The organism is Rhodococcus sp. 06-235-1A, from assembly GCF_002258785.1.
Lineage (GTDB): Bacteria > Actinomycetota > Actinomycetes > Mycobacteriales > Mycobacteriaceae > Rhodococcoides.
On the sequence record NZ_NOYI01000006.1, the window covers coordinates 55,205 to 75,283 of the forward strand.

19 protein-coding genes are annotated in these 20,079 nt (G+C 64.0%); 5 read left to right on the top strand and 14 right to left on the bottom strand.

Going from position 1 to position 20,079, the window contains the following annotated elements; translation table 11 throughout:
* Positions 1-11 precede the first annotated feature (11 nt).
* The 3 genes from CH275_RS04295 to CH275_RS04305 are packed head-to-tail and all read right to left on the bottom strand — an operon-like array spanning position 12 to position 2,874.
* Positions 12-1,433: an NAD(P)(+) transhydrogenase (Re/Si-specific) subunit beta gene (locus CH275_RS04295; RefSeq protein ID WP_094675536.1), complete on the bottom strand. Its 1,422-nt coding sequence runs from the start codon at positions 1,431-1,433 to the stop codon at positions 12-14.
* Positions 1,433-1,756: an NAD(P) transhydrogenase subunit alpha gene (locus CH275_RS04300; RefSeq protein ID WP_068048360.1), complete on the bottom strand. Its 324-nt coding sequence runs from the start codon at positions 1,754-1,756 to the stop codon at positions 1,433-1,435. The genes CH275_RS04295 and CH275_RS04300 overlap by 1 nt, the downstream gene beginning before the upstream one ends.
* A complete protein-coding gene (locus CH275_RS04305; RefSeq protein WP_094675538.1) occupies positions 1,756-2,874 on the bottom strand; it encodes a Re/Si-specific NAD(P)(+) transhydrogenase subunit alpha in 1,119 nt (372 codons plus the stop codon). Before CH275_RS04305 ends, CH275_RS04300 begins: the two co-directional genes overlap by 1 nt.
* A 244-nt stretch (positions 2,875-3,118) precedes the next feature.
* Here CH275_RS04305 and CH275_RS04310 point away from each other — a divergent pair, with 244 nt between their 5' ends.
* Positions 3,119-3,568, top strand: a complete 450-nt coding sequence (locus tag CH275_RS04310) for an HIT family protein (RefSeq protein WP_373453676.1) — start codon at positions 3,119-3,121, stop codon at positions 3,566-3,568.
* Positions 3,565-4,209, top strand: coding sequence for a Type 1 glutamine amidotransferase-like domain-containing protein (locus tag CH275_RS04315; RefSeq protein WP_094675540.1), 645 nt, complete (start codon positions 3,565-3,567; stop codon positions 4,207-4,209). Before CH275_RS04310 ends, CH275_RS04315 begins: the two co-directional genes overlap by 4 nt.
* Positions 4,210-4,246: 37 nt before the next feature.
* On the opposite strand, the gene CH275_RS04320 is transcribed toward CH275_RS04315, so the two are convergent.
* Positions 4,247-4,558, bottom strand: a complete 312-nt coding sequence (locus CH275_RS04320) for a hypothetical protein (RefSeq protein WP_094675542.1) — start codon at positions 4,556-4,558, stop codon at positions 4,247-4,249.
* A gap of 232 nt (positions 4,559-4,790) precedes the next feature.
* On the opposite strand from CH275_RS04320, the gene CH275_RS04325 reads away from it, so the two are divergent.
* Complete coding sequence (locus CH275_RS04325) at positions 4,791-6,173, top strand: FAD-binding oxidoreductase (RefSeq protein ID WP_094675544.1); 1,383 nt, start codon at positions 4,791-4,793, stop codon at positions 6,171-6,173.
* Between the two features lie 70 nt (positions 6,174-6,243).
* Here CH275_RS04325 and CH275_RS04330 read toward each other — a convergent pair whose 3' ends face one another.
* From CH275_RS04330 to CH275_RS04375, 10 genes are all read right to left on the bottom strand, one after another.
* Positions 6,244-7,548 carry an aspartate aminotransferase family protein gene (locus tag CH275_RS04330; protein WP_094675546.1) on the bottom strand — a complete coding sequence of 435 codons (1,305 nt, stop codon included), beginning with the start codon at positions 7,546-7,548 and terminating at the stop codon, positions 6,244-6,246.
* Positions 7,549-8,685 (bottom strand): ABC transporter substrate-binding protein, encoded by a 1,137-nt coding sequence (locus CH275_RS04335; RefSeq protein ID WP_094675600.1) that lies wholly within the window; start codon positions 8,683-8,685, stop codon positions 7,549-7,551.
* Positions 8,686-8,694: 9 nt separating this feature from the next.
* The gene (locus tag CH275_RS04340) at positions 8,695-9,438 is read right to left on the bottom strand and encodes an ABC transporter permease (RefSeq protein ID WP_094675548.1); all 744 of its coding nucleotides are present in this window, start codon (positions 9,436-9,438) and stop codon (positions 8,695-8,697) included.
* Positions 9,435-10,214, bottom strand: coding sequence for an ABC transporter ATP-binding protein (locus tag CH275_RS04345; RefSeq protein ID WP_094675550.1), 780 nt, complete (start codon positions 10,212-10,214; stop codon positions 9,435-9,437). Before CH275_RS04345 ends, CH275_RS04340 begins: the two co-directional genes overlap by 4 nt.
* The gene (locus CH275_RS04350) at positions 10,211-11,146 is read right to left on the bottom strand and encodes an ABC transporter permease (protein WP_094675552.1); all 936 of its coding nucleotides are present in this window, start codon (positions 11,144-11,146) and stop codon (positions 10,211-10,213) included. The genes CH275_RS04345 and CH275_RS04350 overlap by 4 nt, the downstream gene beginning before the upstream one ends.
* Complete coding sequence (locus CH275_RS04355) at positions 11,143-12,171, bottom strand: TIGR03842 family LLM class F420-dependent oxidoreductase (RefSeq protein ID WP_094675556.1); 1,029 nt, start codon at positions 12,169-12,171, stop codon at positions 11,143-11,145. Before CH275_RS04355 ends, CH275_RS04350 begins: the two co-directional genes overlap by 4 nt.
* Positions 12,172-12,174: 3 nt before the next feature.
* Complete coding sequence (gene hydA, locus CH275_RS04360) at positions 12,175-13,596, bottom strand: dihydropyrimidinase (protein ID WP_094675558.1); 1,422 nt, start codon at positions 13,594-13,596, stop codon at positions 12,175-12,177.
* Positions 13,596-14,435: a nitrilase-related carbon-nitrogen hydrolase gene (locus CH275_RS04365; RefSeq protein WP_198289438.1), complete on the bottom strand. Its 840-nt coding sequence runs from the start codon at positions 14,433-14,435 to the stop codon at positions 13,596-13,598. Before CH275_RS04365 ends, hydA begins: the two co-directional genes overlap by 1 nt.
* Positions 14,436-14,545: 110 nt before the next feature.
* Positions 14,546-16,066: an ATP-dependent DNA ligase gene (locus CH275_RS04370; RefSeq protein WP_094675560.1), complete on the bottom strand. Its 1,521-nt coding sequence runs from the start codon at positions 16,064-16,066 to the stop codon at positions 14,546-14,548.
* A gap of 135 nt (positions 16,067-16,201) precedes the next feature.
* The gene (locus CH275_RS04375) at positions 16,202-17,764 is read right to left on the bottom strand and encodes a carboxylesterase/lipase family protein (RefSeq protein WP_094675602.1); all 1,563 of its coding nucleotides are present in this window, start codon (positions 17,762-17,764) and stop codon (positions 16,202-16,204) included.
* Between the two features lie 98 nt (positions 17,765-17,862).
* Here CH275_RS04375 and CH275_RS29845 point away from each other — a divergent pair, with 98 nt between their 5' ends.
* Together CH275_RS29845 and CH275_RS04390 are read left to right on the top strand one after the other, a co-directional pair.
* Positions 17,863-18,510 carry a hypothetical protein gene (locus CH275_RS29845; protein ID WP_256990850.1) on the top strand — a complete coding sequence of 216 codons (648 nt, stop codon included), beginning with the start codon at positions 17,863-17,865 and terminating at the stop codon, positions 18,508-18,510.
* 118 nt (positions 18,511-18,628) lie between these two features.
* Positions 18,629-20,026: a sugar porter family MFS transporter gene (locus tag CH275_RS04390; protein ID WP_094675564.1), complete on the top strand. Its 1,398-nt coding sequence runs from the start codon at positions 18,629-18,631 to the stop codon at positions 20,024-20,026.
* Positions 20,027-20,079 lie beyond the last annotated feature (53 nt).

The following is a 20,079-nucleotide window of genomic DNA, read 5'->3' on the forward strand; positions in this document are numbered from 1 at the left end:
CGAGGTCGTGACTAGAGAGCTTTGAGCTCCTCGGTCACCTCGGATACCGACTTCTTCGCGTCACCGAACAGCATCGACGTGCCCTCGGCGAAGAACAGTGGGTTCTCGATGCCTGCGAAGCCCGAGGACATGGATCGCTTGAGCACGATGACCGACTTCGACTGATCGACGTTGAGAATCGGCATCCCGTGAATCGGACTCGACGGGTCGTTACGTGCCGCGGGGTTGGTCACGTCGTTCGCGCCGATGACCAGAGTGACGTCGGTCCGGGAGAACTCGTCGTTGATGTCGTCCATTTCCTTCATCGCGTCGTACGCGACGTCGGCCTCGGCGAGCAGCACGTTCATGTGACCGGGCATGCGGCCAGCGACGGGGTGAATGGCGTACTTGACCTCGACGCCCTTCGATTCGAGCAACTTGGCCATGTCCTTGACCGCGTGCTGCGCCTGCGCAACAGCCAGCCCGTAGCCGGGTACGACGATGACCTGGTTGGCGTAGGCCATCTGGATCGCCGCGTCGGCTGCGGACGTGGCCTTCGCCGTTCCGCCGCCTGCACCAGCGGGACCGGCAGCAGCGTCGCCGCCGCCGAATCCACCGGCGACGATTGCCGGAATGGAACGGTTCATGGCCTTGGCCATGAGATTGGTCAGGATCGTGCCGGACGCGCCGACGATCATGCCCGCGACGATCATCGCCGTGTTGTTCAGCGCCAGGCCTGCTGCAGCAGCGGACAGACCCGTGAGTGCGTTCAGCAGTGAGATCACCACCGGCATGTCGGCACCGCCGATGGGCAGCACCACCGTGAGACCGAGGATGCCTGCGAGTACGAGAACCGCAACGATCCACCACTGCGACACTCCGCCGCCCGGGGTGGCGTTGATGCCGATGACCACCGCAGCGGCAACCGCACCGATGAGCAGCAGAGCGTTGAGCGGCTGCTGCAACTTGCCGATCGTGATGGGCGAGCCGGGCAGGGTCTCCTGCAGCTTGAGGAACGCGATCAGCGAGCCCCAGAACGAGATCGAGCCGATGATCGCCGCGAACAGCGAACCGATGACGATGTGCACCGTCGGCGATTCACCGTGGTTGAAGTTCGAGAACCCGGACGTGTCGAGGAACTCCGCCCATGCGATCAGTGCGACCGTACCGCCGCCGACGCCGTTGAACAGAGCCACCAGCTGCGGCATCGCGGTCATCTTGACCCGACGCGCAGGCGGAATTCCGAGAGCGACGCCGACGACGAGTCCGACGATGATCAGGATCCAGTTTCCGGTGTCGCGGATGGAGATCAGCGTGGCCACGACGGCGACGAACATGCCGACCGCGGCGATCTGGTTGCCGCGCACGGCGGTCTTCGGGCCGGTCAGACCCATCAGACCGTAGATGAACATGCCGAAGGCAACGATGTAGAGAATGTTGACGAGATTGTCCATCAGGAGTCAGCACCCTTCGTGGCCTTGGCAGGAACGGGCTTGGACTTGAACATGCCGAGCATGCGGTCGGTGACCACGAATCCACCGATGACGTTGACCGTTCCGAAGACCAGCGCGACGAACAGAATGACCTGCAGGCCGATCGAGGGGTCCTCGACCTTGCCGAGGACGACCAGAGCACCGAGCACGACGATGCCGTGGATGGCGTTGGTTCCCGACATCAGCGGGGTGTGCAAGGTGTTGGGCACCTTGGAGATCACGGCGAAGCCGACGAACCCGGACAGCACCAGGATCGCGATGTTCGCGAGCAGCGGGGTGTACATCAGTTCTCCTTCTCACGTGTCACGCAGGCACCGGCGAGAACCTCGTCCGAGAAATCGGGGGCGAGTTTGCCGTCGACCAACATGAGTTCGAGCAATGCCGAGATGTTCTTCGAGTACAGCTCGCTGGCGTGCTCGGGCATCGAGGCGGGGAGGTTCAGCGGGGAGCAGATGGTGACGTCGTGCTTGACGACGGTTTGGCCTGGCTCGGTGAGTTCGCAGTTTCCGCCGGTCTCGCCCGCGAGGTCGACCACGACGCTGCCGGGCTTCATTCCCTCGACAGCCGCGGCCGTGACCAGTCTCGGTGCGGGGCGGCCGGGCACCAGGGCGGTCGTGATGACCACGTCGAAGCCCTTGATGGCCTCTTCGAGTGCCTTCTGCTGCTGCACGCGCTCGTCTTCGGTGAGCTCACGCGCGTAACCACCCTCACCGGCTGCGTCGATCCCCAGATCCAGCCACTGTGCACCGACGGAGCGAACCTGATCGGCAACCTCCGGACGCACGTCGTACCCGGTGGGGCGGCCGCCGAGACGCTTCGCGGTGGCCAGAGCCTGCAGACCCGCCACTCCGACGCCGAGTACCAGTACGGTCGCAGGCTTGACGGTGCCTGCAGCGGTGGTGAGCATCGGGAAGAACCGGGTCGATTCCGACGCGGCCAAGAGCACAGCCTTGTAGCCCGCGACGTTGGCCTGGGACGACAACGCGTCCATCACCTGAGCGCGCGAGATCCGCGGGATGGCTTCCACAGCGAAGGCCTGCACCCCTGCCGCCTTCAGTGCGCCGATGCTGTTCTCCGCGTTGCGCGGGGCCAGGAAGCCGATGAGCGTCGAACCAGACGTCAGCTTGGCGATCTCGGCGTCGGACGGCGGCGCGACCTTGACGACGACGTCCGCCGACCATGGATCACCGATCGTGGCGCCGGCGGCAACGTACAGCTCGTCCGGAATCAGAGCGCCCAATCCGGCACCCGATTCCACGACGACCTCGACGCCCTTGCCCGTCAGGGAGGCAACGATCTTGGGCACCAGAGCGACACGACGCTCGCCCTCCCCCGATTCTCGAACCACACCGACGACCGTCGTGGATCCCGAACCCTTCTCCGTGCTCTGCGATGTATCCAAATCTCCGTCTTCCTGCGTTGAATGGTGTCCACGTATCGGCCAACGGCCCCGAGCCTGCGACGAGCGGACGAACCCATGCGACAAGGCACAAGGTCCCTGATAGTAGCCAGAGGAGACAGACCGCGGGTAGCCCGGAACACAGTCCGATTCGTTCTGAATCGAGTCCGTTTCGACATTCCTCGGCCACGGGAGAGCAATTGTGATGCACGCCATATGGGTCTATCGGTGATGAACGGACCCTACAGTGACAACCGTGGAACCTTGCATCTTCTGTGCCATCGTCGCGGGTGACGCTCCCGCGCACCGCGTGTTCGAGAACGACCATGCCGTCGCATTTCTCGACATTCGACCCATCACCCGTGGACACCTGCTCGTCGTTCCGCGCGACCACGCCACCGATTTGAACGCGACCCATCCGGACGCTGCCGCCGACGTCTTCCGCGTCGGGCACACCCTGGCGCGCGCAGTGCGGCACTCGGACCTGCGCGCCGACGGAGCCAATCTCGTGATCAACGACGGCAAGGCCGCGTTTCAGACGGTTTTCCATCTGCATCTGCACGTCGTTCCTCGCTGGCATCGGGATCGGCTGCGGTTCGCTACCGGGTTCGTGACGCGCCGCCTGCGTGAGCCCGATCGCGTGGCGGACGCCGTCCGAGTCGGGCTGACCCGACTGAACGGCGAACCGACGGCGTGAAACTGTTCTTGTCGTCATACCGATTCGGCGGCCACTCCGATACTTTCGTCGAGCTCACCGGGCCGCCGTCCGATCTCGCTGTCATCGCCAACGCGTCGGACGCGTGGCCTGCTGCCGCTCGCGAATCCTCGCTTCGCAGCGAGTTCGGTCCACTGCGCGCTCTCGGATATCGGCCGGCCGAGGTGGATCTGCGCGAGTACGTGGGTCGGCCCGCCGCCGTCGAGCGCGCGCTCGACGGGTTCGGTGCGGTGTGGGTGCGCGGGGGCAATACCTTCGTGCTGCGCGCTCAGCTTGCTCGCTCTGGTGCGGACGAGATTCTGCGTGACCGAATTCGATCCGACTCCATCGTGTACGGCGGCTACAGCGCGGGTGCATGCGTGGCGGCACCGTCTCTGGTCGGAGTCGAGGACGCGGACGATCCCCGCGAGGTTCGTCCCACCACCGGAGTCGAGCCGGTGTGGAGCGGATTGGATCTGGTGGACTTCTCGATCATTCCGCACCTGAATTCCGTACTGGACGAGAATGATTCGGGTCGCACCACTCTGCAACGCCTACGCCGCGACGGCATCGCCTGTCGCGGCTTGACCGACGAACAGGCCATCGTCGTCGACGATTCGGGGACGCGATTGCTCGGCGGCTGACCGTACTGGGTCGTCGAACGTGTCCATGGGGTGCCGATCAGCCCAGGCGTGCCAGCGGAGCCAGCCGATCGAGGGATGACCATGCCAGCGCGCAACGCCGTGCGGTCATTTCGTCCGCGTCGAGTACCAGCATGTCGAACAACTCGCGGGGGGCCGCTCTCCACGAGTCTGCAATCTGCGACACCGCGGCCCGCTCGAACAGCCCGGACTGGGTGAGTGCCTGGACCCAATCGTCGATTTCGCCCCGGTGGATTCGCTCGATGGTGTCGTATTCGACTCCGCCACCCAGGAATTCGTACGAGAACATCGCCGCCACGTAGTTCCAGGAGTCACTTCCGGGATCGATCATGGTGCAGCCTCCTTGTCGACTCGCGTCACATGGGGCGCGAGGTTCGCTGCGCTGGACGCTAGCGTGGCGAACTACAAGATTGCGTGTCGACGACGCATCGATCTGGTAACGCCTGAGGCTGGTGTTACTGATGTGACTCGAAATACGCGACGGGATCCCTCGTCCATGCCTCATCCGAGGTCGTGACAGACTTGAGTGGCGACGGTCACATTTTCGACGTGAGGAGACCCGGATGTCGGTGACGACCCATGCAGATGCCCGCCTGATCGAACTCGAATCCCTACTTCCTGCAGGTGCGGTGGTCACCGACCCGGACATCACCGAGGGCTACCGACGCGACTGGGCAAAGGATCCCGACGCAGGTACCCCGCTTGCCGTCGTGCGCGCACAGTCCACCGACGACGTTCGAGCCGTCATGCGCTGGGCCACCGAACACGCCGTGGCCGTCGTCCCACGTGGTGCGGGATCGGGCCTGTCCGGCGGCGCGACTGCCGTCGACGGCGGAATCGTGCTCACCACCGAGTTGATGCGAGGGATCACCGTCGATCCGGTGACCCGCATCGCCGTCGTACAACCAGGACTGCTCAACGCCGAGGTCAAAAAGGCGGTCGCCGAACACGGCCTCTGGTACCCACCGGATCCGTCGTCGTTCGAGATGTGTTCCATCGGAGGCAACGCGGCCACCAACGCGGGCGGCCTGTGCTGCGTCAAGTACGGCGTCACCACCGACTACGTTCTCGGGCTCGAGGTCGTCCTGGCCGACGGAACTGCCGTCCGGCTCGGCGGGCCGCGCCTGAAAGATGTTGCGGGGCTGTCTCTTGCGAAGTTGTTCGTCGGATCGGAGGGCACTCTGGGCATCATCACCGAGATCACACTGCGGTTGATCCCGGCACAACCTCCCGCCAGCACGGTGGTCGCGTCGTTCGCATCGGTGCACGACGCCACGGCCGCAATTCTGGCCATCACCCGAACGCTGCGGCCGTCCATGCTCGAATTCATGGACCGCGTGTCCATCGGTGCCGTCGAGGACGCCATGAACATGGGACTCGATCGCGAGGCGGCGGCAATGCTCATCGCCCGGTCCGACTCCCCCGGGGCCGACCGAGGCCGGGAAATCGAGATCATGGCCGCCGCATGCACCGAGGCCGGTTCCTCGGACGTGTTCACCACCGACGACCCAGACGAGGGCGAGGCCTTCGCTGCCGCCAGGCGATTCGCCATCCCCGCGGTCGAACGACTCGGCAGCCTGCTGCTAGAGGACGTCGGCGTTCCACTGCCCGCGCTCCCCGCCCTGGTCGACGGAATCGCCGACCTGTCCGCGAAATACGACGTACTGGTTGCCGTCATCGCGCACGCCGGCGACGGCAACACCCACCCGCTGATCGTCTTCGACCCCGAGGACGCCGACATGACCCGTCGCGCCAACGTCGCATTCGGAGCGATCATGGATCTGGCAATCTCGTTGGGCGGCACCATCACCGGTGAACACGGAGTCGGTCGCCTCAAGAAGGCCTGGCTCCCCGATCAAGTCGGTGAGGACGTGATGGAGCTGACCCGCCGCATCAAGACCGCTCTCGACCCAGCGGGCATTCTCAATCCCGGTGCCGTGATCTGAGCAGAGCGGCTGGTGCCGCACGTGCGTGCAACTTCGTAGCTGGGGTCGAATTTACGCTCACGACCCCGAGTCAGCCGACGAACCCGTCCGCCACCGTCAGTACGTCGTCGAGGATTTCCAGTCCCTGACGAATCTCGTCCTCGGATGTCGTCAACGGCGGGGCGATCTGGAGGCGGTTGCCTGCGACGAACGGCCACAGACCTCGGGACTTCGCCGCTGCGGTCACCGTGCCCATTGCCGCCGCATCCTTGCCCGACGCGGCGAAAGGCACCAGCGGCTCTCGGGTCGTGCCGTCCTTGACCAGCTCGACGGCCCAGAAGAATCCCTTGCCGCGCACCTCGCCCACACTGGAATGGGATTCGGCCAGCTTGGACAGGCCTGCACCCAGTACGTCCTCGCCGACGTGACGCACGTGCGGGAGGATCTTGTCGCGCTCGAACACTCCGATGGATGCCACGCCCGCGGCGCATCCGAGCACGTGGCCGGAGTAGGTCAATCCGCCCGGATAGGCTTTGTGGTCGAACTGCGAGGCGATCTTCTCCGAGATCACGACCCCGCCGAGCGGCACGTATCCGGAGTTGACGCCCTTGGCGAACGTGATCAGATCCGGTGTCACATCCCAGGCCTGGCATGCGAACCATTCGCCGATTCGCCCAAAGCCGACCATCACTTCGTCAGCGATGTAGACGATCCCGTACTTGTCGCACAACGCCCGAACGCCGGCCAGATAGCCGGGCGGAGGGATCAGCACACCGTTGGTACCGATGACCGATTCGAGGATCAATCCGGCGATGTTCTGCGCACCTTCGAGCACGATGACCTGCTCGAGGTGTGCCAGCGCGGCGGACGTCTCGTCCTCGGGAGTCGTTGTGCCCCAAGGCGATCGGTACGGATACGGCCCGAAGAATCGTACGACGTCGACATTGGTCGGCTCGGTGCCCCATCGCCGCGGCTCGCCGGTGAGACCGATCGCAACTCCGGTTCCTCCGTGATACGACCGATACGCGGCAAGCATCTTCGTACGCCCGGTGTGCTGTCGCGCCAGCCGCACCGCATGTTCGACGGCTTCTGCGCCTCCGGTCGTGAAGAACACCCGGTTCAGATCACCCGGTGCCCGCTCGGCGATCAGCGCGGCGAGTTCACTGCGCTTGTTGTTGGCGACGGTCGGCGAGATGGTCGTCAGAACCTGGGCCTGTTCGACGATGGCAGCGACGACGTCGGGGTGTTGATGCCCGAGATTGACGTTGACCAACTGCGACGAGAAGTCCAGGTACCTGTTTCCCTTGTCGTCCCAGAACCACGATCCCTCCGCACCCTCGACGGTGATCGGGTTCAGTTCGGCCTGCGCCGACCAGGAGTAGAACACGTGATCCATCTACTTGCCGCCTTCCTCCAGTGTGACCTCCATCGGAGCGTACGACTCTCCGGTGACATCCACACCGTCGGCCTTCAACAAATCCAGCGCCTGGCTCACGTATTCGTTGGTGTAGGCCTCGGCGTCGGGATCGGCGGTCAGCACCGTCGATCCTTCGGCATTCTTCGTGGTCTTCGCGACGTCGACGGTTTGCTGCCAGGCCGCCTCGTCGATCATGCCGATGCCTTCCGTGGACGGCCAGATCAGCTTGTTGACTTCGTTGACCTGCCAGAGCTGGTGGCTCGCCCCCAGCGTGGAGCCCGCTGCGACAGTGATGTCGCGGCACTTCTCGACGTTGTCGCGGCAGAAGATCCACCCCTTCAGCGACGCTGCGAGGAACTTCACGGTCTGATCCTGATATGCCTCGTCGGACAGCTTGTCGGTATTGGCCCAGATCGCGTCCTGCAACATGGCCACGCCGTCGTCGTTCCAGTTCAGCGAAGCGAAGTCGTCTGCGGTGTACAGCGCACCGGTTGCGGGGTTCACGGTTTCGAGCAACTGCGCGTACTCGTTGTACGACATCGCCTGGGCGGCAGCGATATCGCCGGAGAGCAGGCCGTTCATGTCGAACTGCTGCTGCACCAACGTCACGTCCGCGGGGCTCACCCCGGCCTTGGTCATTCCGGCGAACAACTCGAATTCGTTTCCGTAGCCCCAGTTTCCTACTGTCTTGCCGCGAAGGTCGGCGGGTGAGGCAATGTTCTGGTCCTTGAACGAGACCTGCAAGGTGCCGGACTTCTGATAGATCTGGGCCACGTCGGTGATGCCCGCTCCGGCTTCGCGGGATGCGAGTGCCTTCGGTACCCACGCGACCGCGTAGTCGGCCTGGCCCTGAGCGAGTACGGTCTGCGGAACGATATCCGTTCCGCCGTCCAGGATTTCGACGTCGAGACCCTGCTCGGCGTAGAAGCCTTGATCGACAGCGGCGAGGTAGCCCGCGAACTGGCCCTGCTTGAACCACTGCAGTTGCAATTTGATCGTGGTGCCCCCGTCGGCACCGGTGTCGGTGTCGGTCGTGGTGGTGCTACAGGCCGAGGCGACCACTGCCAGCGCCATCACGGCCGCGAGAAGAGATCGGGGGGTTCGGGTGATATTCACGTTCATCTCCTAGATACGACGCCGGGACACGAGCTTCTCGAGTAGCAGAACAACCAGAAAGAAGAGCAAACCGACTGCAATGGCACCTACCACGTAGGCCCACGCCCGTGGGTAGGCCGTGTTCGCCGCGGCGGAGGTGATCCGCGACCCCAGACCGTTCTGTAATCCACCGAAGTATTCACAGATGATGGCAGCAATAACAGCATTCGGAGCGGCAACCCGCAAGCCGGTGAAGATGTGCGGAACAGCGGACGGGAGACGAACGATTCGGGTGAACTGCCAACCACCGACGGCATACGACGTCATGAGGTCGTGGTGGACAGCCGAGACCTGACGCAGTCCCTTTGCCGCACTGACGAAGACCGGAAAGAACACGACGATGGTGACCACGAGGCGGCGCGGTAGATCGGTGGTCGAGGAGAACATCGAGTTGAACACCGGCGCCAGTGCAACAATGGGCACGGCCGCAGCCCCCGCCGCCAAAGGGGTGAGCAGTTCGTCGACGATCCGCAGGCGAACCGCTGCCATCGCCGCGAGTAGACCGAGGACCGACCCTGCTATCAACCCAACGAAAGCATTGGTTCCCGTTGCCAGACTTGCTGATCCGATGTTGCCGACGTTGCGCGTGAATTGTTCGGCGATCGCGCTGGGCGACGGCAGCAGAAACGACGGAACCCCCGCGACGACCGTGAGCAACTGCCACAGTGCGAGCACCGCCGCTCCGAATACCACCGGCGGAAGCCAGAGCTTCATCGCAGATCCGCACTGCGAACCGTACGGCCGTGCAATGCATCTCGAACCGCGGTGATGGAGGAGAAGAACTCCGCGGATTCGCGCGGGTCGCCGTTCGTGTCGAAGGCGTCGATGGTGAGGGTGTCGACGATCCGCCCCGGCCGGGGAGACATCACGACCACCCGATCGGAGAGGTACACCGCTTCGGGTATCGAGTGGGTCACGAACACCACTGCTGCGCTGGATTCCTCGGCAATGCGAAGCAGGTCGTTCTGCATTTTCTCTCGGGTCATCTCGTCCAGGGCGCCGAACGGTTCGTCCATCAGCAACAGGCCCGGCGTTCGGGCCAGCGCCCGGGCGATCGCTACTCGTTGTTGCATCCCACCGGACAACTGGCTGGGGAACTTCTCGGCGAAATCGCCCAGTCCCACGAGGTCGAGCAGCTCACGAACCCGTTCCGTGCGTTCACGTTTGGGGACCTTGTGCAGTTCCAGCGGTAATGCGACGTTCGATTGCACCGTACGCCACTCGAGCAACCCGGCCTGCTGAAAGGCGATGCCGTATTTCTGTTCGATGCGGGCTCGGCGCGCAGTCAGACCGAACACCGACACAGCACCGGACGTGGGTTGCTCGAGATCGGCCACGATGCGGAGCAAGGTCGACTTACCGCACCCCGACGGCCCGATGAGCGAGACGAATTCACCGGGGGCAATCGCCAGCGATACATCCTCCAGTGCAGTCACTCCCCCGTCGAACGTCTTCCCGACGCCCTCGACGAGTACCGCATACTCGGTCATGACCGTTCCTTTCGACCGGGTGAGCGGCCCGCATACCGACCCAATGCAATGTCGAGCAGGGACACCAACCCGGTTACCACCAGCCCGAGCACCGCTGCGCCGAGAACAGCGGCATACAGGCGGGATGCGTCTCCTGTCGCCTGCTGCGAGAACACGATGATCTGCCTGCCGATGCCGCCCGTCGTTCCGGTGGAGATTTCGGCGACCACGGCACCGATCACGGCTGCGGCCGCGGCCAGACGCAGTGCCGGAATCAGGTGCGGCACAGAGGCGGGCAGACGCAGTCGAACGAGTGTGGTCCACCATCCGGACGCATAACTGTGCATCAGGTCCAACGCTGCCCGATCGGGTGCGCGCAGGCCTCGCAGCATCCCCACCGCCACCGGGAAGAACGCGAGATACGACGCGATGACGGTGATACTCATCCACGGCTGCCACGCGTAACCACCGATGGCGATCTTCCCGCCCCAGCCCGCGACGAGCGGTGCCAGTGCAATCAGCGGAACCGTTTGAGAGACGATCACATACGGCAGGACGGACCGTTCGACCCAGACGAAACGTTGCATGGCCACGGCCAGCACGAGACCGACCACCGCACCCAGGGCAAACCCCAACAGTGCCAGCCCGAACGTGAACAGGCCACTGGAGACGACCGCGGCACCGACACTGCGCGCCCCGGCGACATTCACCTCCGGCTCGGTCAGCGCCGCCAACACCGACCAGACATGCGGCAGCGCACCGTCATCGGTACGTGGCAACACCCGGACACCGGCAATGCTCACCCCGTTCTCGGGGACGATCACTTTCACCAGCTCCCAGAACACCAGCAACAGCCCGACGGCCACCACAGCCATCAACGGACGTCGAGACCCGCGAACCGAGCGGGCGGGAGTCGGGATCACCACCGCAGCCTGATCGAGAACACTCGTCACGACGTCGCCGTCACGCTCGGGCGTATCTGCGGAATGATGCTCTCTCCGTACGCTTCCAGCGTCGCTGCTTTGGCGTCGTGCTGAAGGTACACCGAGAACTGATCGACGCCGAGAGCCTCGAGGTCTGTCAGTTTGGCGATGTGATCAGCCGGTGAGCCGAGCAGACAGAACCTGTCGATCACCTCGTCCGGAACGAACTCCGCGTGCGAATTTCCGGCCCGCCCGTGCTCGTTGTAGTCGTACCCTGTGCGCGCCGCGATGTAGTCGGTGAGCGCGGCAGGAACGCCGCCGTCGCTGCCGTATCGAGCGACGATGTCGGCGACGTGATTGCCGACCATGCCGCCGAACCAACGACACTGGTCTCGGGCGTGTTCGAGGGCTGCGTCGGTTCCGTCGGTGACATATGCCGGGGCCGCCACACAGATCGAGATCGAATCCGGATCGCGCCCCGCCTTCTCCGCCGCGTCGCGCACCCTGCCGATCGTCCATGCTGCGATGTCCGGATCCGCCAGTTGCAGAATGAACCCGTCCGCCACTTGTCCGGTGAGCTCGAGAGCCCTGGGCCCGTACGCCGCGACCCACACCTCGAGCTGCGACCGCTCTGCCCATGGGAACTGCACCGTCGTCTCACCGACCCGAGCACTACGACCGTTGGCCAGGCTGCGGATGACCTCGATCGATTCTCGAAGCGCCGCAAGCGTTGTCGGCCGTCCGCCCAGGGCACGGACGGCGGAATCGCCACGGCCGATGCCACAAACGGTTCGATTGCCGAACATGTCGTTGAGCGTCGCGAACGTCGACGCAGTCACCGTCCAGTCGCGAGTCGCGGGATTGGTGACCATCGGACCGACGGTCACCCGCCTGGTCGCGGCCAGGATCTGGCTGTAGATGACGTACGGCTCCTGCCAAAGCAAGTGCGAGTCGAACGTCCACACGTGCGAAAACCCGTGCGTCTCCGCCTGCCTGGCCAGGTCGACAACTCTCGACGCCGGCGGATTGCACTGGAGCACTACTCCGATGTCCATGGCTCAGATCAAATTCTGTGACAGGTCGCGTCGGACGAATCGACCGTGACCCGCAGTGCCGGAATAGGATCCACCGTCGACGATGATCCGACCGCGCGAGATCACGGTGTCGACGTGCCCGTCGATCTCGAAACCCTCGTACGCCGAGTAGTCCATGTTCATGTGGTGGGTCTTGTCGACACCGATGCTGGTGTGCCCGTTCGGGTCGTAGATCACGATGTCCGCGTCGGCACCCGGGCTGATCACGCCTTTCCTCGGGTACATGCCGAACATCCGAGCCGGGGTCGTGCAGCAGACGTCGACCCACTTCTCGAGAGTGATCTTGCCGCTCTTGACGCCCTGGAACATCAGATCGATGCGATGTTCCACCGAGCCGATCCCGTTGGGAATCTTCGAGAAATCGCCGATACCCATCTCCTTCTGATCCTTCATGCAGAACGGGCAGTGATCGGTGCTGACGGTCGCCACGTCCCCGGTGCGCAGGTAGCGCCACAGCTCGTCCTGATGGCCCTCGGCTCGCGAGCGCAGAGGGGTCGAGCAGACCCACTTGGCACCCTCGAAGCCCGGTGCACCGAGTTGTTCCTCGAGCGACAGATACAGGTACTGCGGACAGGTCTCGGCAAACACGTTCTGCCCGTTGCCCCGAGCGTGCGCGATCTGTTCCAGGGCCTGCTTGGCCGACACGTGCACGACGTAGAGCGGTGCACCGGTGACGTGCGCCAGCATGATGGCTCGATGCGTCGCCTCCTCCTCGAGCTGCCACGGCCGTGACGTGCCGTGGAAGTACGGGGCCGTGTCTCCGCGGGCGATCGACTGCACAACGAGTACATCGATCGCGATGCCGTTCTCCGCGTGCATCATCAACAATGCACCCGTTTCGGCGGCAGACTGCATGGCGCGCAGGATCTTTCCGTCGTCGGAGTAGAACACGCCCGGGTACGCCATGAAGAGCTTGAAGCTGGTGACACCCTCGGATACCAACTCGCTCATGGCTTTCAGTGAATCGTCGGTGACATCGCCGATGATCTGATGAAACCCGTAGTCGACGGCACACTTCCCCGCCGCTTTCTCGTGCCACTGCGCCAGGGTTTCCTGGACGCGCTGGCCGGGAGTCTGAATAGCGAAGTCCACGATGGTCGTCGTACCACCCCAGGCCGCTGCGCGCGTTCCGGTTTCGAAGGTGTCGGATGCGAACGTGCCACCGAACGGCATCTCCATGTGCGTGTGTCCATCGACCCCGCCCGGAATCACGTACTTGCCGGTCGCGTCGACGACGATGTCCGCAGCGGTCTTCAGGTCTGCGGCCAGTGACACCGAGCCCGGAGCCAGCACTGCGACGATGGTCTCACCGTCGATGAGCACATCCAATTCCTGTGCGCCGGTGGTGGATACCACTGTTCCACCGTGCACGAAGGTGGTGGCCATCAGGGCTGCACCAGTGGGCCGTATGCGTCGGGTCTGCGGTCACGATAGAAAGCCCACCGGTCGCGAACCACCTTGATCAGGTCCATGTCGAGGTCGCGCACGATGATCTCCGGTTCGGAATCGGATGCAACCTCGCCGACGAACTTGCCCTCGGGGTCCACGAAGTAGCTGGTCCCGTAGAAGTCGTCGTCCCCGTACTCGGATTCGATTCCGACGCGATTGATCGCGCCCACGTAGTACTCGTTGGCTACGGCCGAAGCAGGTTGTTCGAGCTTCCACAGGTAGTTCGACAGTCCCCGCGAGGTGGCCGAGGGATTGAAGACGATTTCGGCCCCGGCGAGGCCGAGCGCTCGCCAGCCTTCGGGAAAATGTCTGTCGTAGCAGATGTAGACACCGATTCGGCCGACCGCCGTATCGAACACCGGCCACCCCAGATTGCCGGGGCGAAAGTAGAACTTCTCCCAGAATCCGTTCACGTGGGGAATGTGGTGCTTTCGATACTTGCCGAGATAGGTGCCGTCTGCATCGACCACGGCCGCCGTGTTGTAGAGAAGTCCAGGCTGCTCCTGCTCGTAGACGGGCAGGATCATCACGATGCCGAGTTCTTTCGCCAGTGCGGCGAAACGGTCCACGGTGGGCCCGGGTACCGATTCGGCGTACTCGTAGAACTTCGCGTCCTGCAACTGGCAGAAGTACGGTCCGTAGAAAAGTTCTTGGAAGCAGACGACTTTCGCGCCTTGCTCGGCGGCGGACCGAGCAAACCCCTCGTGTGCCGCGATCATCGATTCTTTGTCACCGGTCCACTTGCTTTGGACCAGAGCAGCTCGAACTGTGGACATCATTGGCACTCCATCTCTCGCTGGCTTGCACCCTCAAGATATTTTGCGCCGTGTTACGGGATCGTTCGCCCGGTTTCGTATGTATTAATCGTCGGACGGTGCGTACTGGGTCAGGAACCCGAGTTCGGGAGCAATGCGCGTACGGCGTCGATGGTGTCTGCCGTTCCGAGATTCTTGTCGGGTCGGTATCGCAGCACGCGCGCGAATCGGAGGGCCACTCCGCCCGGGTAGCGCGGGCTGACTTGCACGCCGTCGAGTTCGATTTCGACGATCAGTTCCGGGCGCAGGTACACGGTGTGCTCGTCCCGCTCTCGCTCGTGTTTGGGGAATTCGTCCGTCTGCCACTGCAACAGAACGTCGGTCAATCCCTTGAACGTCTTACCGACCATGATCGGGTCGCCGCCATCGGGATCGCGTGCCCCGAGGTGCAGGTTGGACAGGAAACCGGTGCGGCGGCCGTATCCCCACTCGGCACCGAGTACGACGAGGTCGAGGGTGTGCTCGGGTTTGACCTTCTGCCAGCTCTTTCCGCGTCGGCCCGCCGCGTACGGGGCGCTGAGTGCCTTGAGCATGACCCCCTCGTGACCGGCTTCGAGAGCAGCGTCGAAATGGGCCGCTGCCTCGTCGGCATCGGGCCGGACGACGCTGGGGATTCTGTGCCCCGGTGCCACCCGGTCCAGTGCAGCCAGCCGCTGCTCGAGTGGTGCATCGAGCAGGTCGACACCGTCGAGGTGCACGCAGTCGAAGAAGTACGGCTGCAGCAGGAGCTCGTGTGCACTTTCCGCGCCGAACCGACTCATGGTTTCCTGGAACGGTCGAGGTCGTCCACTGTCCTCGAGCGCGAGGGTCTCTCCGTCGAGTACCACCGACTCACACGGCAGGGCCAGTACGAGTTCCACCAACTCGGGCACGCTCGACGTGATGTCACGCAGGGTACGGGTGTAGATATTCACGTCGGTTCCGGAACGATGCACTTGAATACGAGCGCCGTCGAGCTTGTATTCGACCGTGACGTCGCCGTCCAGTTGCTCCCATGCCGCGAGCAGAGATTCTGCGGGCGAGGCCAGCATCGGGCGGACCGGGCGTCCTACCTCGAGACGGAACGCATCCAGCGCCTCGACGCCACCGGTGATTGCAGCAACCGCGGTGGCGGACAGGCGGCCCGAGAGCATGAATGCGCGACGCACCGCGCCCTGCGGGAGGTTCGTCGCGGCAGCGACGGCGTCGACCATGATTCCTTCGAGCGCGCCCTGACGCAGCTCGCCGGTGACGAGTCCGATCAGAAACTGACGCTCCTCGGCAGTACTGCGAGAGAACAAGTCGCTGAGCAGCGCTACCCGACGCGCAGCCGAACCCGCGCCCGACGTCGACGCAACCGCGGAAATCGACTCTTCCACCTCGGCCACCGTCAGCGTCGACTCCGCAGCCGACGCAACGTCGAGATCGGCGAGAGTGCGCCAGCCGACACCTATCCGACCCTGCGGCAACTCCCCCGACAGCCACGAGACGGCGGGCTCGATGTCACCGGCATCCGCCGCGGCGAGCAGCACGCTCAGCTGCTCGATCTTGACCTTGCGCGAGCGCGTCGCAGCCACGGCACGGGAGGTTTCGACGATCCTGGACATCAACACACACCGAACATAACCGCCGCCACCGACAGCGTGCTGACATCCAATTGTTACCGGTGAGACTCCTGCGACTGGTGTTGTTGCTGTTACGTTCGATTCATGTCAGCGACGCCCGTGCGATAACGGATGGCGCACGTGTCAGCTGAATCCCAGAACGCGGTCGCCCCATGCGGCGCGCATGTCGCCGTCGGGATCGTCGACGAGGGTGTCGGACGTATCGATCACCAGGGTCCAGCGCGCCTTCTCTGTGTACGGAGCCCAGTGTTTGGACGCGTCCAACGCCGCGGGCACCCCGTACCGCGCAAATGCGAGCCACCGTCTCTGTATTCGCGCCGACACCGCCATGGCCGGTTTACGGCCGCCGAGCCAGAACGTCGGATCTCGGTTCAGCGTCCCGAAATTGCCGAATACGTACGGCAGCTCCGTGGCGTGTCCGGCACCCACACGGGCGGCCTTGAGCATCGGCGTCGCGTGATCGAACCTGTACATCCATGTCGGCGAGTGCCTGCTGTGCGCGTCGGCGATCCACATGCTCGGCATGACGAATCCTGCATCACGCGACATGGCTTGTGCGCCGGCCGGTTTGTCCCTGTCCGGGTACGCCGCCATGATTTCGGCGACGCGATAGGCCGGCAGATCGGCGTGATCGTGTGCAATGGCCCGGAACATCTCCGAGACGGTGTCGGAGGTGATCGGCATCAGCGGGGACTTCATGAATCGGAAGATCGACGGCTCGTCGTGATTGGTGCCGATGATCAGTGGAATCCTGTGCGAGAGGCCTTTCTGGAACGCTGCCACCGGATAGCGCGGGACGATGTCTCCATCCACGACCGGCGAAAGCCCCAGTGTGCCCGGAACTCTCGTCGGGATCTCGTAGCAGAGGATGTCTCCCGCCGTGACCAGCCTGGTGAAATGCATGTCGAGCAATTCGCCGATGTCCGCCGGGTCGACACCCACCAACTCCAGGAACCTCGATGCCACCGCGGCCCCTCGATCGGGCCCGTACACCGACGTCGCAGGAGCGCTCTGCACGATTGCCTGCTGAAACAGGCCCTCGGCCTTCGGGGACGTCATCAACGTCGTGACGGACGCACCACCGGAGGATTCGCCGAACACCGTGACCTGGTCGGGATTTCCGCCGAACGACGAGATGCATTCGCGTACCCACTCGAGGGCTGCGATCTGGTCTCGCAGTCCGAGATTGGTCTCGAACGTGTGCTCGTCGGTGGAGAAGGACGAGAGGTCGAGAAAACCGAATGCGCCGAGACGAAAATTGACGGTCACCACCACCACGTCGCCGTTCTCGCTCAGGTTCCGACCGTCGTAGACCCGCTGCGCCGACGAACCGAGCGAGTACGCGCCTCCATGGATCCACACGAGCACCGGACGCTGCTCCCCGTCGGGACGCGGGGCCCAGACATTGAGCGTGAGGCAGTCCTCGGAGATCGACAACGAGGGATCGATCGGCACCGGACTGTCGCGCCCCTGCGGGGCCATTGCGCCGAACTCGAGGCCGTCGAGCACGCCGGACCACGGCTGCAGTGGTCTGGGTGCCCGGAACCTGAGCTGCCCCACCGGCGGTGTCGCGTAGGGGATGCCCCGCCAGGCCACGATCGGCGAAGTGTCGCCGACGACCGGATAGCCGAGGACGTCACCGTACGGCGTGCTCACGCATACGGTGGAGTCAGACGTGGTGTCCATCGAACCTCCTGCTCGGTCGTTGCCCAACGTACCAACATCATCCACCGCGTCGGCGACATCACGTTCGACACCGTCGCCCGCGAGCGAAGGAATCGACGATGAAGAGAATCGGATGTGCCGCAGCGCTAGTCGTGATGATGGGCCTGTCGGCCGCCTGCGGTTCGGGTGGCGATGCCAACGGGCCGATGGCGACGATCGTCACCGACCGGCCGACCCCGATCACCTCGGTTCCGTCCGCGACCCGCAGCGTGCCGACGACCGCACCGACCTCGACGACACCGCCCACATCCACCTCCACAGCGGCACCCACGAGTTCGGCTGCAGCCCAGGCGAAGCCGCAGGACTATGCCGGCAAAGCTCCGGGCTGGTACTACTTCTCCAGCCCCAGCGGAAAATTCGAGTGCGGCATCGCCGTACTCGACACCTCGATCGCCGGTTGCCACGGTTCGCTTCCCGATTCGGCGCCGAAGGTTCCCGGCAGTGGCACATCGGGAACTGCTGTGAAGCCCAACGCAGTGCAACTGATTGCCGGATCACCGGCGAAGTTCGAGAGTCTCGGCGACCCCAAGTTCCATCGTTTCGACGGCCCCGCAGCGGCGTTGCCGTACGGCGAGGTTCTCACCGTCCCTGGAAGCGGCTCGACCAACGGACTGCAGTGCAGCATCGACGAACAGGCCGGGGTGACCTGTACCGATCAGGTCGGTCACGGATTCACTGTCTCGGCCGAGGATTTCGACCTTCGCTGACGGTCTCGTTCGCTCAGCAAATTACCAGGCGTAATGTCCAGGGACGGTACGACAATTCCTGCCGTACGGTCTCCCCAGCGGCCGACGCCCGTGCGCGCGGCCGGAAGGTGCGTCACTCATGAATCAGACCTCGGACCGTCACACAGCGAAGGTCATCGGCGTCAGCGTCGCCGCTGCTGTGGGCGGGTTCCTGTTCGGTTTCGACAGCTCGGTCATCAACGGAGCCGTCGACTCCATCGAAGATCACTTCCTCCTCGGCTCGTTCACCACCGGCTTCGTGGTCGCGATCGCCCTGATCGGATGCGCAGTGGGGGCCTGGTTCGCCGGCAGCCTCGCAGACCGATGGGGACGCAAGAAGGTCATGCTGCTCGGCTCGGCCTTGTTCGTCATTTCCTCGATCGGTTCCGGATTGGCTTTCAGCGTCCCCGATCTCATGCTCTGGCGAGTACTCGGTGGACTGGGAATCGGCATCGCCTCGGTGATCGCACCGGCGTACATTGCCGAGATCGCTCCTGCCAAGTGGCGCGGAGCCCTGGCTTCGCTGCAGCAATTGGCCATCACCATCGGCATTTTCGCCGCCTTGCTGTCCGACGCTCTGCTCGCCGGTGCTGCCGACGGTGCCTCCAACGACCTGTGGTTCGGCATCGAAGCATGGCGCTGGATGTTCCTCGTCGGCGTGGTTCCCGCGCTGGTGTACGGGCTGCTGGCAACGCTGATCCCGGAATCCCCGCGCTACCTGGTGGGTCAGCATCTCGACGACGAGGCAGCCCGAGTCCTCGCCGAGATCACCGGTGAACTGCATCCCGACGAACGCGTCCACGAGATCAGACTGACGCTCCGCAAGGAGTCACGCTCGTCGTTCGCCGACATCCGCGGGCCCAAGTTCGGCCTGCAACCGATCGTCTGGGTAGGCATCACCATGGCCGTGCTGCAGCAGCTGGTCGGCATCAACGCGATCTTCTACTACTCGACGACGCTGTGGCGCTCGGTCGGTTTCACCGAGGATCAGTCGTTCACCACCTCTGTCATCACCGCCGTCATCAACGTGGTCATGACGTTCGTGGCAATCCTGTTCGTCGACCGAATCGGCAGGCGCAAACTGCTGATGGCAGGTTCCATCGGCATGTTCGGCGGACTCGTCATGGCGTCCGTCGCGTTCTCGCAGGCGACCGGAAGCGGGGACGACGTCACACTGCCGGCTCCGTGGGGTGCCATCGCGTTGATCGGTGCCAACCTGTTCGTGATCTTCTTCGCGTCAACCTGGGGTCCGATCATGTGGGTGATGCTCGGCGAGATGTTCCCCAACCGCATGCGCGCGATGGCGCTAGGAATCGGTACCGCGGCCAACTGGGTCGCCAATTTCGCTGTCACGCTTGCATTCCCACCGCTCACGTCGTCGGTCGGGCTGTGGGTCATCTACGCAGGCTTCGCACTGTTCGCTGCGCTCTCGTTCTTCTTCGTCAAGGCCAAGATCAGCGAGACCAAGGGCATGGAACTCGAAGACATGCTGGGCTGAGGCCGAACCGCAGATACAGGGGCGGCGGCATCGACACCGAGTGACCGGTGTTA